This is a genomic window from Bradyrhizobium cosmicum (genome assembly GCF_032290525.1).
Lineage (GTDB): Bacteria > Pseudomonadota > Alphaproteobacteria > Rhizobiales > Xanthobacteraceae > Bradyrhizobium > Bradyrhizobium cosmicum_A.
Map to the genome: position 1 here is coordinate 90,378 of NZ_JASXTA010000005.1, position 14,972 is coordinate 105,349.

Genomic DNA, 14,972 nt, shown 5'->3' on the forward strand with positions numbered 1-14,972 from the left:
CAGCAGGAGGTAGACCAGCGCGACCAAGGCCGCCCCGACGCCGGTAACGATCAAGGCATAGTCGGTGCGGAGGTCGTCCTGCACGTCGAATGAGGTTTGGGTCTGCTTGCTCATGGCGACGGTCTAAGCCAGGCCCGACCAGACATATGTGAAGCAGATCACATCTCCCCGGATTCTTTCGGGGGTAGAGCCGGAACAGGCAGGCGGGCAGGGGATTGTCCTAGACCCGCAACAGGGAACGAGGCTAGCGATGCGGCCAGAACGGCAGCACCAGATTTGGCGAAGCGAGGTAGGCAGCCGGCTCTGGCTGTCCGGGCTGATCGCGGCCATGCAGCACGCCGAGCAGTCCGAAGTCCGCCGTCAGCCGGTCGCACCCGAGATTCTCGCGCAGCTGCGGGCGCAACTGGCTTTAACGGCCGCTTACCGGTCCTCTCCGATATCGACCCTGCGTCACTAAGACCTATTCACCTGCCAGCTTCAGTCTGGGCTTGGCGCCGCTTTCGATCGCCCGGAGCCGGGCTTCCTCGCGCGCGATGTAGTCGCGTGTCATCGGCACCACGCCCTGACGTTTTGTGAGCTGGATCTGGAAGTTCATCATGTGCTGCTTGCGGAACGTCATTTCGCTGGCCGCCAGATAAAATTCCCACATCAGAGCGAAGCGCTCGTCGTACAGCTGCACGGCTTCCTCGCGCCGCGCCATGAAACGCTCCCGCCAGGCTTTCAGCGTCTCCGCATAGTGCAGGCGCAGGATCTCGATGTCGCAGACCAGAAGGCCTGCGCGCTCGATCGCCGGCAGCACCTCGGACAAAGCGGGGATGTAACCGCCGGGGAAGATGTATTTGGCGATCCAGGGGTTGGTCGAATCCGGGCCCTGCGAACGGCCGATCGAATGCAGCAGCATGACGCCATCCTCGTTCAGAAGTTCGGCGCAGCGCTGGAAGTAAGCGTCGTAGAAGCTCGCTCCGACATGTTCGAACATGCCGACCGAGACGACACGGTCGAACGGGCCGTCAATGTCGCGATAGTCCTGCAGCTGGAATCTGGCCGACTCCGTCAGGCCTTTTTCGGCCGCGCGGCCATTGGCGACCTGCAACTGCTCGGTCGACAGCGTGACGCCGGTGACGTCGGCCCCTGCGATCTCGGCGAGATAGAGCCCGAGCCCGCCCCAGCCCGAGCCGATGTCGAGCACGCGCTGGCCGCCCTTGATGAGGAGCTTTGCGGCGATGTGCCGCTTCTTGGCGAGCTGCGCATCGTCGAGCGTCGTCTGCGGCGTCTCGAAATAGGCGCAGCTATATTGCTTGTCGGCATCGAGGAAGAGCGAATAGAGCCGGGCGTCCAGATCGTAGTGGTGCGCGACATTGCGGCGCGAGCGCGAGCGCGGATTGAACTGCTTCAAGTGCCGCGTCAGATAGCGCAGATGCCACCAGGGTTTTGCCCACTGGGGCAATAGGTCGGGTTGATCGAGCAGGATGGCGAGGGCATCAGCTATGGTGCCGCGCTCGACGACGAACTCGCCGTCCATGTAGGCCTCGCCAAGCCCGAGCTCGGGATTGACGAGGATCTTTCGTTCTGCCTCCGCCGTGACGAAACGGACTGCGACCGCTGCGCCCGAGCCGTCGCCGACGGTGAATTTCGAACCCTTTGCCGTGGTCACCGTCATCGACCCGCGGCGGATAAATTGAGTTAGAAAACTACGCAGCAAACGGTCCATTCACACCTTCCTCTCGAGCGAACCCGAAGAGATGCGACTAACCCGGCTTCACATCCGACGCTCAGGTCCCGCTCTGGTTCCTATGCGTTTGCATCTAAATCTAGGGAAGGTGTTCCGGCCCCGCTAATGCGCTGTGTTCAAAGCGGATATTCCAAAACCGCTTAATCACATCCTTGCGCGTGGAGCCTGCTTCCATTCGCGGCCCAATCCGCTAAAAGGTGACCCCGCTGCCGCGCCGCCGGCTGCATTCGCGGAAATTCAATGGAGATAACGGGAATGTCGAGCCGAGCGCTCAGCCTCGCGACGGTATTGCTTCTGATGGGCTTCGGCGCGACCGATACCGTTCTGGCGCAGGTAACGAACCTTGAGGCCGGCAAAGCCCCATCCCAGCTTTTCGCGCAGACCTGTAATGCCTGCCACAAGAGTCCGCGCGGCCTGTTGAAGACGGTGGCGCCGGGCTCGCTGCCCGGCTTCCTGCGCCAGCACTACACCACCAGCTCCGACATGGCCGGCGTGCTCGCCTCCTATCTCGTCTCCAACGGTGCCGCCGACAGCCGCTACCAGGCCAGGGACGGCAAGGACAAAAAAGACGGCGCCAAGGAGAAGGAAGCCAACACCGCTCCGGGCCAGGCGCCGGAACATCAGGGGCGCCGCCAGCGTTCCCAGGAATCCGCCAAGCCGGAAGGCGAGGCTGCCGCTCCGGCGGTCGAGGGCGCGCGCCAGAAGCGCGCGGCGCGGCCGGCCGAGGACGGTGCCAAGGAAGGCGTTAAGCCCGAGGGCCAGGCCTCGCCCGAAGGACGCAAGGGCAAGCGTCGCGGCAAGCCCGGGATCGAGGAGGCACCGAAGGTCGATGCCGCCGCGCCTGCCATCGAAGACAAGAAGAGCGAGCCGAAGGCCGAGCCCAAGCCCGACACTGCCAAGCCCGACACTGCCAAGGTCGAGCCGGGTCGCGATGAGGCGAAGCCGGAGAGCAAGCCGGCGGAGAAGCCCGCTGAACCCAAGCCTGACAGCGCCAGGGTCGAGCCGCGCGGCAGCGATGCTCCGGCGCTGCGGCCCGATCCGGTCCCGCAGGTTACGCCGGCTGCACCGGCTGCTGCAAAGCCCGTCGACGCCAAGCCGGCGGAGGAGGCTGCTCCCAAGCCCGCTGCGAGCTCCGAACCGGCAGCCAGGCCGTTGGTGCCACCCGCGGCCGCTGCGGTTCCGCCGCCGGCAGAGTCGTCGGGACCGCCTGCGCCGCCGATTTCGCGCTAAGCCAACCAACATTTCCGATCGACTGGCAGCGGCCGCATTCATCGCGGCCTCTGCATCGTCTTGACTACCAATAGAGCGACGCTCTAGAGTGTTGCTCTAAGAGGCGTCGATGACGGCGAGCGTGCGTGACGATTTGTTGGCGGCCGGGCTTTTCGTATTCGACCGCGTCGGCTTCGACGCCGCGACGGTGGCTGCGATCCGCGCGAGGGCGGGTGCCTCCAATGGCAGCTTCTTTCATGTTTTCGGCTCGAAGAAGGACCTCGCTGGCGCGCTGTTCCTGGAGGTGCTCAGGCATTATCACGCCGCGGCGCTGGCCGCGCTCGATCCTGTCCCCGATGCCGCGCAAGGCATCAATCGGCTGATCCGGGCGCATCTCGACTGGGTGGTGTCGAGCCGCCGTGAGGCGCGCTACCTCTTCGAGATCTCACGCAGCGAATGGAGCGAGGACGTCCGCGAGGCCCAGCGCGCGCAGAATGCGCGACTTGCCGAGGGCATCGAGCGCTGGCGTTTGCCGCTGGTTGCCAGCGGCGAGCTTCTGCCCATGTCGCCGGTGATGTTCGTCAGCCAGCTCATCGGTCCGGCGCAGATCTTCTGCCGCGCCTTTCTGTCAGGGCGCGACCGCGCCGATCCGCGCGGCGAGGCCGACGCGCTGGTGGCCTGCGCCATACGTGCACTGCGCCCGCCCGATCGCATCAACAATCGATGAGAGGCCCATGCGAAACGAAGCAGATCCCGAATTCGCAGCGCTAGCCGAGCGCATCCACGCCAGTGTCGGCCAGCAGGGCTTTATGAACCTGGTCGGCGCCGAGCTGTCCGAATTGTCGCGCGGCACCTGCACGATCGCGGTCGAGCGCCGGCCGGAGTTGCTCCAGCAGCACGGCTTCTTCCACGGTGGCGTCACCGCCTTCCTGATCGACAATGCCACGACCATCGCGGCAGCGACCTCGCGTGGCCAGGCGGCGCTGACGGCGGAATACAAGCTCAATCTGTTGTCGCCGGCGGTCGGCGAGAAGCTGATCTGCCGTGCCAGGGTGATCAAGCCGGGCCGTCAGGTCTCCGTGGTCGCGGCCGACGTGTTCTACGTCAGCGACGGTGTCGAGAAGCACACGGCAACGGCGCTTGCCTCGATCGCGATGCTGAGCGCGGACGTCGCGGCCAAAACAAAAAGCCCGGCCGCCTGAGGCGACCGGGCTTCGTTCCTTACGCAAACGCGAGGCTTACTTCTCGGTCTCTTCCGCAGCCGGGGCCGGCTCGGCGTCTTCGTGCTGGGCTTCCGGATCGAAGAACTCGCCGGCGGCGGCGATCGCTTCTGCAGCGGCGTCGCGGTCTTCGTTGCGGGTGGAGATGTCCTCGCCGCGGTTGATGCGCTCGGCCTCGTCCTGGCTGCGCGCGACCGTGACGGTGATCTCGACCTCGACCTCGGGGTGAACGGCAACGGTGATGCTGTGCCTGCCGATAGTCTTGATCGGCGCGTCGAGCTGCACCTGCGGACGGGACAGCGACACGCCGTCGGCTTCGAATGCCATGACGATGTCACGCACGTTGACCGAGCCGAACAGCTGGCCGGCTTCCGAGGCCTGACGGATCACGATGATGTTCTTGCCCTGGATCTTCTCGGCGACCTTGGACGCCTCGCCCTTGGACTGAAGGTTGCGCGCTTCGAGCTCGGCCTTCATGCCGTCGTACTTGGCACGGTTGTCGGCGGTGGCACGCAGCGCCTTGCCGCGCTTGAGCAGGAAATTGCGGGCATAACCGTCGCGAACCTTCACGACTTCGCCCATGTGACCGAGCTTGTTCACGCGTTCCAGCAAAATGACTTCCATATTCGTTCTCCTTTGAAGTGTTGGTTGAGTTGGATTTCGAAACTGAATCTAAGAGGTTGGCAGCGGCGGCGGCTGGCGGCTGCGCAGGAAGCGCTCGCGGAAGCCGAACATGGCATCCGCAAGGCCGAGGATCACCATCGCGATGACGGGCCAGCCGAACACGACGACGACGGCGTAGGTCGAGCCGAGCCAGAAGGTGCGGCTCTTCAGCGCCAGCGTCAAAGTATGCAGCACAGCGAAGCCGGTCAGCGCATAGCCCATCATCAGCGCCGCCGTGGTGATCTGCGCGACGATCGCGAGCAGTCCGCCGGTGAAGCAGAAGGCGAGCGCGACGCAGAGCGCGACCAATGTCATCGGCGGCAGCGCGGCCGTCATCATGTCCGGCCAGGGACGCCGCAGCCGGCCCGACGTCGCCGTCACCTTGGCGCTGAGCCAGAGACTGAGGGTGAGCGTCATCATCGCGACGATGGTGGCGGCGGCCGGTGCGATGCGCGCGAGCGCGTCGACGAACTGGCCGGCTTCGCCCGACGTCTGCGGGTCGGTGGCGTGGAGGAGGCGCATCAGGCCGCGCCGCAGCGTGCTCATGATGGTGTCGGCGTCGGTGCCGAGCGTCAGCAGGGCGGCCATCGTGGTCAACGTGGCGAAGCCTGCGATCCACAGCAGGATGCGGCCGACCGGATACCATTCGAGCTCGGGTTCGGGCTGCGGTTCGGTGGCGGCCTCCGGCGCGGCAGGTCCCACCTGCCGGCTGAGCAGCACGAGATGGCCAAGCCACCAGGCCGGCAGCGCGACCGTGACGGCAAAGGCGATGCAGTAGGGCAGGCCGAACAGGGCGCCGAGGCCGATCGCAGCGGCGATGCCGCCGAGGCTCGCGCAAAGCGGTCCCCAGCCGATCGAGGCGACCATCAGCGGCAGCGGTGCGAGATAGAACAGGACGAGCGAGATCAGCGCCCCCGAAACGATCGAGGCGAACATCAGGGCCGACGCTGCGCCGGCGATCAGGGCTATCAGTCCAAAGGCCATCATCAGCTGTCCCGCTCCTTCCGAGCGGTTAGAGGCGTCTCGCCCCAACCATCGGCGACCGGACGACCCGGAAGCCTTATGAAACTTAAAGAGTGCGGCCGGCGACGATGTCGCCGCCGGTCTGGTTCGTCTTAGCGAATGACGTAGGGCAGCAGGCCCAGGAACCGCGCGCGCTTGATGGCGCGGGCGAGCTCACGCTGCTTCTTCGCGGACACCGCGGTGATGCGGCTCGGCACGATCTTGCCGCGCTCGGAGACATAACGCATCAACAGCTTGGAGTCCTTGTAATCGATCTTCGGAGCGTTGGCGCCCGTGAACGGGCAGCTCTTGCGACGACGAAAAAACGGACGGCGTGCACCAGCTTCAGCCATTGTTCTTACTCCCCATCCGTCGTGGTGGTGGTTTCAGCTTCTTCGCGCGGACGGCGCGGGCCGCGGTCACCGCGGAAGCCACCACCGTCGCGATCGCCGCCACGGAAACCACCCTCGCGGTCGCCACGGAAGCCGCCTTCGCGCTCGCCCCGGAAGCCGCCGCCACGGTCGTCACGCTCGCGGTCACGGTCGGCCTTGCGCATCATCGCGGACGGGCCTTCCTCGAGCTCTTCGACGCGGACGCTGAGATAGCGGATCACGTCCTCGCTGATGCGCTCCTGGCGCTCGATCTCGGCGATCGCCGCGGACGGCGCGTCGATGTTGAGCAGCACGAAGTGCGCCTTGCGGTTCTTGTTCATGCGGTAGGTGAGGGAGCGAACGCCCCAATTCTCGGTCTTGGTGACCTTGCCGCCGAGACCCTCGATGATGCCGGTCATTTGCGCAGTCAGCTCTTCGACCTGCTGCGTGCTCGCGTCCTGACGCGCGAGAAAAACATGCTCATAGAGAGCCATGATGGTCCTTTCCTCATGTTGGCGCATCGCCCGGCGTCAAGCCCTTAAGAGGCCTTCGGAAAGGACTCTGGGATTAAGCTCAGAAGGCGGAAACACGGGACGACGGGCCGACTGGCCCTGCCACACCAAAATCACGAATGATTTGCTGAGACCGTCCGTTCAGCTCCCGGCCGGGGTCTGCGGATGCGCGCGTTATACGGCCTTTGGCCGGCTTTGCAAGGTCTGAGACCGCATTTTCGGCCCGGAGGGTCCAGGTGCAAGCCGATCAGACCATCCTTCCCATATCGCAGCGGCTTGATTTATTTGTTTGTATGTCATACAAATATCAAAGGGAGCGAACCAAATGGTGGAAAAGTCGACCCAGGCGCCGCTCAAGACGGCTGGCGGTCCCAAGCACGCCACGCGCGCGACGCGGTCGGCCGGCCGCAAGATGCGCTCGCTACTGCTCGATGCGGCCAGCCCGCTGTTCCGGGAACGGGGGCTGTCGGGCACTGCGATCACCGACATCGCCGCCGCCGCAAACGCGTTCCCGAGCCAGATCACCTATTACTTCCGCACCAAGGAGGCGCTGTTCGTCGAATGCGCCTGCCGCGACCTGCTCTATCTGGCGCGCGCAACCGAGCAGGCGGCGCTGAAGGCGCACTCGCCCCGGCAATACACCCACGCGCTGGCCGAGACCGTGACGGCGAGTGATTCGATTGCCTTCTTCGCCGAAGCCCTGACACTGACGCGGCGCCGCCAGGATCTCGCGCCGCTGGTCGAGCGTACCATCGAGCGCCTGCACAGTGAGGGCGCGCGGGCCTATGCGAGCCAGGTCGCACGGCACGGCTGGCGCTCGCTGCGCGCGCCCGACGAAAGCTCGCGGCGGTTCTGGGCCGTCGCCATCGGTGTCATTCTCGAAGGCTACGCCATGGGGCGCTCGCCCGAGGCGCTCTGCGCCGAGATGCTGCGCGTACTCGGGGAGCAGGCGAAATCCGCGAGCGACACCGCACGGCTGCGTCTGGTCGAAGAGCGCGACGCATCAAGTAATTCGAATGAGGAGGATTAGGCCCATGACCGCGCTTCGCATGCGTGCCCGCGATTTCCTGACCGATGATCAACTCGCCGACGTGCGCCAGCGCGTGACCTGGAAGGGCGTTGCGCTGATCGCGCACGCCTGGGCGCTGATCATTGGTGCAATTGCTCTTGTCGCGTGGTGGCCCAATCCGGTCACCTATGTTCTTGCCGTCGCGATCATCGGCTCGCGCCAGCTGGGCCTGGCGATCCTGATGCACGACGGCGCGCATGGCTGCCTGTCGGCCGACGAGAAGACCAATCTGACGCTGAGCCAGTGGTTCTGCGCCTATCCTCTCTTTGCGGAGACGCGCAGCTATCGGCGTTACCACCTGCAGCACCACGCGCGCACGCAACAGGAGGACGATCCCGACCTCGTGCTGTCGGCGCCGTTTCCGATTACGAAGCTGAGCTACCGCCGCAAGTTCATTCGCGACATCACCGGACAGACCGGCTACCAGCAGCGCAAGGCGCAGCTGCTCAACGCGCTCGGCTCGAACGACTGGCCGTGGCGCCAGCGTCTGGCGCATTTCTGGGACATGCTCGGTCCGCAATGCATCGTCAATGCCGCGATGTTCGCCGCGCTTGCGGCCGCCGGCGTGTGGTGGGCCTATCCGCTGCTATGGCTGGTGCCGCTGTTGACCTGGATGATGGTCATCACCCGCATCCGCAACATCGCCGAGCACGCCGTCGTGCCTGATAGCGGCGATCCCCTGCGCAACACCCGCACCACCCATGCCAATTTTCTCGAGCGCCTGTTCATCGCGCCGTACTACGTGAATTATCACCTCGAGCATCACCTGCTGTTCTACGTACCCTGCTACAATCTGCCGAAGGTCCATCGCCTGCTCAGCGAGAGCCGCCATGCCGGCCGCATGGAGGTGCAGCCGGGCTACGCGGCCGTGCTGCGGCTTGCGACCGCAAAGCCGAACCGCGACGACCGGCCGGGGCAACTGGTGAACAGCGCACGCCGCGCGCAGGCCGGGTCGGCGGTCGATGCCAACCAGACCGCCGGCGGATTTTAAGGGGCGCGTTCACGGTTGAATGCCGTCGAAGTTCCCATCTTGGCTTGACAGTCCGACCCCGGACAGTGTCTACGGCCCCCTTTGGAGCATGATCCGGAACCATGGCCTAAGGCCGTGCGTAATCGGCTGCCGGTTCTCGCAGGGATCACGCCCGACAAGCAGGGAGCGCCGATGACGGCTGCATTTACATTTCCGGGGCAGGGTTCCCAGGCGGTCGGCATGGGCAAGGCTCTTGCCGATTCTTTTTCGGTGGCCCGCGCCGTGTTCGACGAGGTCGATGCCGCGCTTGGAGAAAAGTTGACGGCGATCATCTGGGATGGTCCGGCCGAAACCCTCCAGCTCACCGAAAACGCCCAGCCGGCGTTGATGGCGGTGTCTGTCGCCACCCTGCGCGTGCTGGAGGCCGAGGCCGGGTTTTCCGTGGGGCGGGACGCGGCCTTCGTCGCCGGCCACTCGCTCGGTGAATATTCGGCGCTGGCTGCGGCCGGCAGCCTGACGATTTCAGACACAGCGCGACTGCTTCGCACCCGCGGTCTCGCAATGCAAAAGGCCGTGCCGGTCGGCGTCGGAGCGATGGCCGCTCTCCTTGGCCTCGACTACGAGGCTGCCATGGAGGTCGCAGGCGAGGCGGCGCAGGGCCAGGTCTGCCAGGCCGCCAATGACAATGGCGGCGGACAGGTGGTCGTCTCCGGCGACAAGGCTGCGGTCGATCGCGCCGTCGAGATCGCCAAGATCAAGGGCGCCAAGCGTGCGATGCTGCTGCCGGTGTCCGCGCCATTCCATTGCAAGCTGATGCAGCCCGCGGCCGAAGCCATGGCGGAAGCGCTGGCGAAGGTCACGATCAAGGCGCCGGCGGCGCCGCTGGTCTCGAACGTGCTGGCGAGCGCCATCATGGATCCCGACGAGATTCGCCGCCGTCTGGTCGAGCAGGTCACCGGCACGGTGCGCTGGCGCGAGTCGGTTGCCTATATGGCAGGGCAGGGCGTCACCCGCTTTTTCGAGATCGGCGCCGGCAAGGTGCTGACCGGCCTCGTCAAGCGCATCGCGGACGGCGCCGTGGGCGTTGCGGTCGGCGGCCCGAACGATATTGCCGCCGCCAAGGATGCATTGGCCGCTGCGAAGCAGGCCTAGAGGAGTTTTCTATGTTCGATCTGACTGGCAAAAAGGCGCTCGTCACCGGCGCGACCGGCGGCATCGGCGGTGCGATCGCGCAGGCGCTGCATGCGCAGGGCGCCACCGTTGCGATATCGGGGACGCGCAAGGAAGTGCTGGATGAGCTTGCCGGCAAGCTCGGTGAGCGCACCCATGTGCTGCCCTGCAATCTCTCCAAGACCGACGAGGTCGAGGCGCTGGTGCCCGCCGCGGAAACCGCTATGGGGCAGGTCGACATCCTCGTCGCCAATGCCGGCATCACGCGTGACAATCTCTTCGTCCAGCTCCGCGATGAGGATTGGGAGGAGGTCATCAACGTCAATTTGACCTCGACCTTCCGCCTGGCGCGCGCCGCAACCAAATTAATGATGCGCAAGCGCTTCGGCCGCATCATCGCCATCACTTCGGTGGTTGGCGTCACCGGCAATCCGGGGCAGGGCAACTACACCGCATCGAAAGCGGGCCTGATCGGCATGATCAAGACGCTGGGCGCCGAATACGCCAAGCGCGGCGTGACGGCGAACTGCATCGCACCGGGCTTCATCAAGACGCCGATGACGGATGCGCTCAACGACAAGCAGCGCGAGACGATTCTGACCAAGGTTCCGGCCAATCGCCTGGGGATTCCCGAGGACATTGCGGCAGCCGCGGTCTACCTGAGTTCGAACGAAGCGGCCTACGTCACCGGCCAAACCATCCATGTCAATGGCGGCATGGCCATGATCTGACGTCTCGTTCGGCGCTGCCCATATCGGCGGCGCGGGATGCGGCAAGGGGCCGTTTCCGGAGCGAAATGAGGCTTGTAGTCAAGGCAGTTGAAGTATGATAACCGGACCTTCAACGGATGGGCAAAGAACGCCATTGCAGGTTTTTGAAACCCTGTATATTGGCGATGCGGAGCCTTGGCCGTCATTCGCCGGGCCTGCATCGGTTAGGATGGGCCAAATCAAAGTTCGTAAGCGAAGGCAGTCAACGACCACGACGGCTCGTATCGTCCCGGGGGGTCGGGTCTACAGGGAACAACACGAGGTTATGCAATGAGTGACATTGGCGAGCGGGTTAAGAAGATCGTGGTCGAACACCTTGGTGTTGAACCCGAGAAGGTTGTCGACGCTGCGAGCTTCATCGACGACCTCGGCGCCGACAGTCTGGACACCGTCGAGCTGGTGATGGCGTTCGAAGAAGAATTCGGTTGCGAGATTCCGGACGACGCGGCGGAGACGATTCTCACCGTCGGCGACGCCACGAAGTTTCTCGAGAAGAACGCGAAGAGCTAAGGCTCTTCATTTTCGCGGGGACAACATTGAAACCGGACGGGCCGCTGACCAGCGGTCAGCCGGTTTCTTGTTATTGGCCGTGAATCTTTCGATGCGGAGTTTTCGGATATGAGGCGGGTCGTCGTTACTGGTCTCGGCATGGTGTCGCCGCTCGGCTGCGGCGTCGAACCGACCTGGAAACGCATCCTCAATGGCGAAAGCGGTGCGCGCGCGATCGAGACCTTCGATGTCTCCGATCTGCAGACCAAATACGCCTGCACCGTCGTGCGCGGCGACGGCAGCAACGACACCTTCAATCCCGATATTTGGATGGAGCCGAAGGACCAGCGCAAGGTCGACGACTTCATCATCTTTGGCATGGCCGCAGCCGGCCAGGCGCTCGACGATGCCAACTGGCATCCCGAGACCGAAGAGGACAAGTGCGCGACCGGCACCATGATCGGTTCCGGCATCGGCGGCCTCAGCGGCATCGCCGAGACCGCGATCCTGCTCAAGGAGCGTGGCCCGCGCCGGGTGTCGCCGTTCTTCATTCCGGGCCGCCTGATCAATCTTGCTTCCGGCTATGTCTCGATCAAGCATGGTCTGAAGGGCCCGAACCATTCGGTGGTCACGGCCTGCTCGACCGGCGCGCATGCGATCGGCGATGCCGCCCGCCTGATCGCACTCGGCGATGCCGACGTCATGGTTGCCGGAGGCGCGGAATCGCCGATCTGCCGCATCGGCATTGCCGGCTTCAACGCCGCGCGTGCGCTCTCGACCGGCTTCAACGAGACGCCCGAGAAGGCCTCGCGCCCCTACGACAAGGACCGCGACGGCTTCGTGATGGGCGAGGGGGCCGGTGTCCTGGTCCTGGAAGAACTCGAGCACGCCAAACGCCGCGGCGCCAGGATCTACGCCGAGGTGATCGGCTACGGTCTTTCGGGTGATGCCTATCACATTACCTCGCCGTCGCCCGATGGCGATGGCGGCTTCCGCAGCATGGCGGCCGCCCTTAAGCGCGCCGGCCTCGCGGCGTCCGACCTCGACTACATCAACGCGCACGGCACCTCGACACCACTCGGCGACGAGATCGAGCTCGGCGCGGTCGAGCGGTTGCTCGGCAACGCCGCCTCCAAGGTCGCGATGTCCTCGACCAAATCGTCGACCGGCCATCTCCTCGGCGCGGCCGGCGCGATCGAGGCGATCTTCGCCATTCTTGCGATTCGCGATAATGTCGTGCCGCCGACCATCAACCTCGACATTCCGTCGGTCGAGACTGTGATCGATCTCGTGCCGCATACTGCGAAGAAGCGTGAGGTCAACGTCGCGTTGTCGAATTCTTTTGGTTTTGGCGGTACCAATGCGTCGGTGATCTTCCGTCGCCTGGTCCATTAGCTTGTTGTTGCGACGAATCCACCGTTTTGCCGTATTCGGCGATAGTCATGGAAGCGGGCGCGTGCATTTGGCTCGGCAAGCGATTGTCAGGCTGCGATTGAACCGGCAGGATTCAGGTTGCTTCGATGAGTGAAAGGCCGCCCATTTCGCCCCGGAGTCCGCGGGCAGCGCTCGAGCCCGAGCAGGTCCCGCCGCCGCCGAAACGATCGGACCGGGCGCGCAATCCCTTCGTGATCGTCGGCAACGCCATCATCACTTTGCTGCTGATCGCCATGATCGGCGCCGGCGGCGTCTATTATTACGGGCGGCAGGTGCTCGAGGCGCCGGGGCCGCTGAAGGAAGACAAGATCGTCAACATCCCGCAGCGTGCGGGCAAGCGCGACATCGCCGAGACGCTGAACCGGGAGGGCGTGACCGACGTCAATCCGTGGGTGTTCATCGCCAGCGTCGCCGCGCTGAAGGCGAGCTCGGACCTGAAGCCGGGCGAGTATTCATTCCAGAAAAATGCGTCGCTGCGCGATGTCATCGGCACCATCGTCGAGGGCAAGGTGGTGCAGCATTCCGTCACGATACCGGAAGGCCTGACCTCCGAGCAGATCGTGGCGCGGCTGTCCGACAACGACATCTTCACCGGCAGCGTGCGGGAGCTGCCGCGCGAAGGCACGCTGCTGCCCGAGACCTACAAATTCCCGCGCGGGACCCCGCGCGATCAGGTGATCCAGCGCATGCAGCAGGCGCACAAGCGCGTGCTGGCCGAGATCTGGGAGCGTCGCAGCCAGGACACCCCGGTCAAGACGCAGGAGCAACTGGTGACGCTGGCCTCGATCGTCGAGAAGGAGACCGGCAAGCCTGACGAGCGCAGCCGCGTCGCAGCCGTGTTCGCCAACCGCCTGAAGCAGAGGATCAAGCTGCAGTCCGATCCGACCATCATCTATGGCCTCGTCGGCGGCAAGGGCACGCTCGGCCGCCCGATCAAGCGCAGCGAGATCACGCAGCCCTCGCCGTACAACACCTACGTGATCGAGGGCCTGCCGCCGGGCCCGATCTCCAATCCCGGCCGCGCCTCGCTGGAAGCCACCGCCAATCCGGCCCGCACCCGCGACCTCTATTTCGTCGCCGACGGCACCGGCGGGCATGCCTTCACCGAGACCTACGACGCGCATCAGAAGAACGTTGCCAAGCTGCGCGCGATCGAGAAGCAGATCCAGAACGACACGGTCGAGCCGGCCGAAGACGCGCCGCCGCCGGCCGCCGCGCCGGGCGCTGCCACCGATACGCCGACGGCGACCACGCCGGCGCGGCCCAACCAGAAGAAGCCGCCGGCTCGCCCGGCGGGTCCTGCGCCGGCGCGGCAGGGCGCGGTGCAGCCCTCGCCGCCGGTAATCCAGCGCTGAGTTCGCGCAGACCCACCTACGGGACTTTGCGGATTCCACTTTCCTGCAAAATGGTCTTAAGATTCGCGTGGCCCGATGGCCTCGCGAATCCCGTGTTTCTGGAGAATTTGATCTGATGGCGCTGTCGTCCATGACCGGCTTTGCCCGAAGCCACGGCGCTAGCGGGCCGTATACGTTCGAATGGGAATTGAAGTCGGTCAACGCCAAGGGCTTTGACCTCAGGGTGCGGCTGCCGCAGGGGTTTGACGAGCTCGAGGCCCACGCCAAGAAGCGCGCCGGCGAGCTTTTGTCGCGCGGCACGGTCTACGCCAATCTCAACGTCAAGCGCGCCAATGCCGCCGCCTCAGTCCGCGTCAACGAGGACGTGCTCAACGCCGTGCTCAAGGCCGCCGCCATGATCGCCGGCAAGGTGGATGCGGTCGCGCCGAGCGTAGACGGGCTTTTGGCCATCAAGGGCGTCGTCGAGGTCGCCGAGCCCGAGGGCGACGAGGACGAGGACAAGGCCGCGCGTGCTGCCGCCGCGGACGCCTTCGACAAGGCGCTCGCCGATCTCGTCGAGATGCGCAAGCGCGAGGGGACCTCGCTCGGGCAGATCCTGATCCAGCGCGTGGACGAGGTCGAGCAACTGGCGAAAAAGGCGGAAGGCTCGCCCGGCCGCAAGCCCGAGGCGATCAAGGCCAGGCTCGCCGAGCAGATCGCGAGCCTGCTCGACACCTCCGACCGTTTCGATTCCGACCGCCTGATGCAGGAAGCGATCCTGATCGCGACCAGGGCCGACATCCGCGAGGAGCTCGACCGCATCGCCTCGCACATCGCGCAGGCGCGCGAGCTGATCGGCAAGGGCGGCCCGATCGGCCGCAAGCTCGACTTCCTGGCGCAGGAGTTTCATCGCGAGGTCAACACCTGCTGCTCGAAGTCGAACGACATCGAGCTGACCAATACCGGGCTCGCCATGAAGAACGTGGTCGAGCAGTTTCGCGAGCAGGTCCAGAATCTGGAGTGATCG

17 protein-coding genes are annotated in these 14,972 nt (G+C 65.0%); 11 read left to right on the forward strand and 6 right to left on the reverse strand.

Annotated features, from left to right (window positions below):
• Positions 1-244 precede the first annotated feature (244 nt).
• Together QSV46_RS10990 and QSV46_RS10995 are read right to left on the reverse strand one after the other, a co-directional pair.
• Positions 245-403, reverse strand: coding sequence for a hypothetical protein (locus QSV46_RS10990; protein ID WP_314950139.1), 159 nt, complete (start codon positions 401-403; stop codon positions 245-247).
• Positions 404-460: 57 nt separating this feature from the next.
• Positions 461-1,711, reverse strand: a complete 1,251-nt coding sequence (locus tag QSV46_RS10995) for a cyclopropane-fatty-acyl-phospholipid synthase family protein (protein ID WP_314950141.1) — start codon at positions 1,709-1,711, stop codon at positions 461-463.
• A 276-nt stretch (positions 1,712-1,987) separates the two neighbouring features.
• Here QSV46_RS10995 and QSV46_RS11000 point away from each other — a divergent pair, with 276 nt between their 5' ends.
• The 3 genes from QSV46_RS11000 (at position 1,988) to QSV46_RS11010 (ending at position 4,143) form a co-directional block, all read left to right on the forward strand.
• Entirely contained in the window at positions 1,988-2,962 is a 975-nt protein-coding gene (locus QSV46_RS11000; RefSeq protein ID WP_314950142.1) for a hypothetical protein, read from the forward strand.
• 109 nt (positions 2,963-3,071) lie between these two features.
• A complete protein-coding gene (locus QSV46_RS11005) occupies positions 3,072-3,668 on the forward strand; it encodes a TetR/AcrR family transcriptional regulator (protein ID WP_314950143.1) in 597 nt (198 codons plus the stop codon).
• Between the two features lie 7 nt (positions 3,669-3,675).
• Positions 3,676-4,143 (forward strand): PaaI family thioesterase, encoded by a 468-nt coding sequence (locus QSV46_RS11010; RefSeq protein ID WP_314950144.1) that lies wholly within the window; start codon positions 3,676-3,678, stop codon positions 4,141-4,143.
• A gap of 36 nt (positions 4,144-4,179) precedes the next feature.
• On the opposite strand, the gene rplI is transcribed toward QSV46_RS11010, so the two are convergent.
• From rplI to rpsF, 4 genes are all read right to left on the reverse strand, one after another.
• The gene (rplI, locus tag QSV46_RS11015) at positions 4,180-4,785 is read right to left on the reverse strand and encodes a 50S ribosomal protein L9 (protein WP_314950145.1); all 606 of its coding nucleotides are present in this window, start codon (positions 4,783-4,785) and stop codon (positions 4,180-4,182) included.
• A gap of 48 nt (positions 4,786-4,833) precedes the next feature.
• Positions 4,834-5,811, reverse strand: a complete 978-nt coding sequence (locus QSV46_RS11020; RefSeq protein ID WP_314950146.1) for a hypothetical protein — start codon at positions 5,809-5,811, stop codon at positions 4,834-4,836.
• 128 nt (positions 5,812-5,939) lie between these two features.
• Positions 5,940-6,179: a 30S ribosomal protein S18 gene (rpsR, locus tag QSV46_RS11025; protein ID WP_007592020.1), complete on the reverse strand. Its 240-nt coding sequence runs from the start codon at positions 6,177-6,179 to the stop codon at positions 5,940-5,942.
• 5 nt (positions 6,180-6,184) lie between these two features.
• On the reverse strand, positions 6,185-6,691 hold the full coding sequence (rpsF, locus tag QSV46_RS11030; protein WP_314950205.1) for a 30S ribosomal protein S6: 507 nt from the start codon (positions 6,689-6,691) through the stop codon (positions 6,185-6,187).
• A 343-nt stretch (positions 6,692-7,034) separates the two neighbouring features.
• Between rpsF and QSV46_RS11035 the strand changes: the two genes are divergently transcribed.
• The 8 genes from QSV46_RS11035 (at position 7,035) to QSV46_RS11070 (ending at position 14,969) form a co-directional block, all read left to right on the forward strand.
• Positions 7,035-7,739: a TetR/AcrR family transcriptional regulator C-terminal domain-containing protein gene (locus QSV46_RS11035; RefSeq protein WP_314950206.1), complete on the forward strand. Its 705-nt coding sequence runs from the start codon at positions 7,035-7,037 to the stop codon at positions 7,737-7,739.
• 4 nt (positions 7,740-7,743) lie between these two features.
• On the forward strand, positions 7,744-8,769 hold the full coding sequence (locus QSV46_RS11040; RefSeq protein ID WP_314950208.1) for a fatty acid desaturase family protein: 1,026 nt from the start codon (positions 7,744-7,746) through the stop codon (positions 8,767-8,769).
• Between the two features lie 171 nt (positions 8,770-8,940).
• Positions 8,941-9,900, forward strand: a complete 960-nt coding sequence (gene fabD, locus QSV46_RS11045) for an ACP S-malonyltransferase (protein WP_314950209.1) — start codon at positions 8,941-8,943, stop codon at positions 9,898-9,900.
• Between the two features lie 11 nt (positions 9,901-9,911).
• Complete coding sequence (gene fabG, locus QSV46_RS11050) at positions 9,912-10,649, forward strand: 3-oxoacyl-[acyl-carrier-protein] reductase (RefSeq protein WP_314950211.1); 738 nt, start codon at positions 9,912-9,914, stop codon at positions 10,647-10,649.
• A 309-nt stretch (positions 10,650-10,958) separates the two neighbouring features.
• Entirely contained in the window at positions 10,959-11,198 is a 240-nt protein-coding gene (locus tag QSV46_RS11055; protein ID WP_008130699.1) for an acyl carrier protein, read from the forward strand.
• Positions 11,199-11,306: 108 nt separating this feature from the next.
• Complete coding sequence (gene fabF, locus QSV46_RS11060; RefSeq protein WP_314950221.1) at positions 11,307-12,572, forward strand: beta-ketoacyl-ACP synthase II; 1,266 nt, start codon at positions 11,307-11,309, stop codon at positions 12,570-12,572.
• A gap of 125 nt (positions 12,573-12,697) precedes the next feature.
• Positions 12,698-13,966, forward strand: coding sequence for an endolytic transglycosylase MltG (gene mltG, locus QSV46_RS11065; RefSeq protein WP_314950222.1), 1,269 nt, complete (start codon positions 12,698-12,700; stop codon positions 13,964-13,966).
• Positions 13,967-14,081: 115 nt separating this feature from the next.
• Positions 14,082-14,969, forward strand: coding sequence for a YicC/YloC family endoribonuclease (locus QSV46_RS11070; protein WP_314950223.1), 888 nt, complete (start codon positions 14,082-14,084; stop codon positions 14,967-14,969).
• Positions 14,970-14,972: the final 3 nt, after the last annotated feature.

Coding starts and splice junctions, on each gene's coding strand:
- QSV46_RS10995 (WP_314950141.1), bottom strand. CDS start 1,711: ATGGACCGTTTGCTGCGTAGTTTTCTAACTCAATTTATCCGCCGCGGG.
- QSV46_RS11000 (WP_314950142.1), top strand. CDS start 1,988: ATGTCGAGCCGAGCGCTCAGCCTCGCGACGGTATTGCTTCTGATGGGC.
- QSV46_RS11005 (WP_314950143.1), top strand. CDS start 3,072: ATGACGGCGAGCGTGCGTGACGATTTGTTGGCGGCCGGGCTTTTCGTA.
- QSV46_RS11010 (WP_314950144.1), top strand. CDS start 3,676: ATGCGAAACGAAGCAGATCCCGAATTCGCAGCGCTAGCCGAGCGCATC.
- rplI (WP_314950145.1), bottom strand. CDS start 4,785: ATGGAAGTCATTTTGCTGGAACGCGTGAACAAGCTCGGTCACATGGGC.
- QSV46_RS11020 (WP_314950146.1), bottom strand. CDS start 5,811: ATGATGGCCTTTGGACTGATAGCCCTGATCGCCGGCGCAGCGTCGGCC.
- rpsR (WP_007592020.1), bottom strand. CDS start 6,179: ATGGCTGAAGCTGGTGCACGCCGTCCGTTTTTTCGTCGTCGCAAGAGC.
- rpsF (WP_314950205.1), bottom strand. CDS start 6,691: ATGGCTCTCTATGAGCATGTTTTTCTCGCGCGTCAGGACGCGAGCACG.
- QSV46_RS11035 (WP_314950206.1), top strand. CDS start 7,035: ATGGTGGAAAAGTCGACCCAGGCGCCGCTCAAGACGGCTGGCGGTCCC.
- QSV46_RS11040 (WP_314950208.1), top strand. CDS start 7,744: ATGACCGCGCTTCGCATGCGTGCCCGCGATTTCCTGACCGATGATCAA.
- fabD (WP_314950209.1), top strand. CDS start 8,941: ATGACGGCTGCATTTACATTTCCGGGGCAGGGTTCCCAGGCGGTCGGC.
- fabG (WP_314950211.1), top strand. CDS start 9,912: ATGTTCGATCTGACTGGCAAAAAGGCGCTCGTCACCGGCGCGACCGGC.
- QSV46_RS11055 (WP_008130699.1), top strand. CDS start 10,959: ATGAGTGACATTGGCGAGCGGGTTAAGAAGATCGTGGTCGAACACCTT.
- fabF (WP_314950221.1), top strand. CDS start 11,307: ATGAGGCGGGTCGTCGTTACTGGTCTCGGCATGGTGTCGCCGCTCGGC.
- mltG (WP_314950222.1), top strand. CDS start 12,698: ATGAGTGAAAGGCCGCCCATTTCGCCCCGGAGTCCGCGGGCAGCGCTC.
- QSV46_RS11070 (WP_314950223.1), top strand. CDS start 14,082: ATGGCGCTGTCGTCCATGACCGGCTTTGCCCGAAGCCACGGCGCTAGC.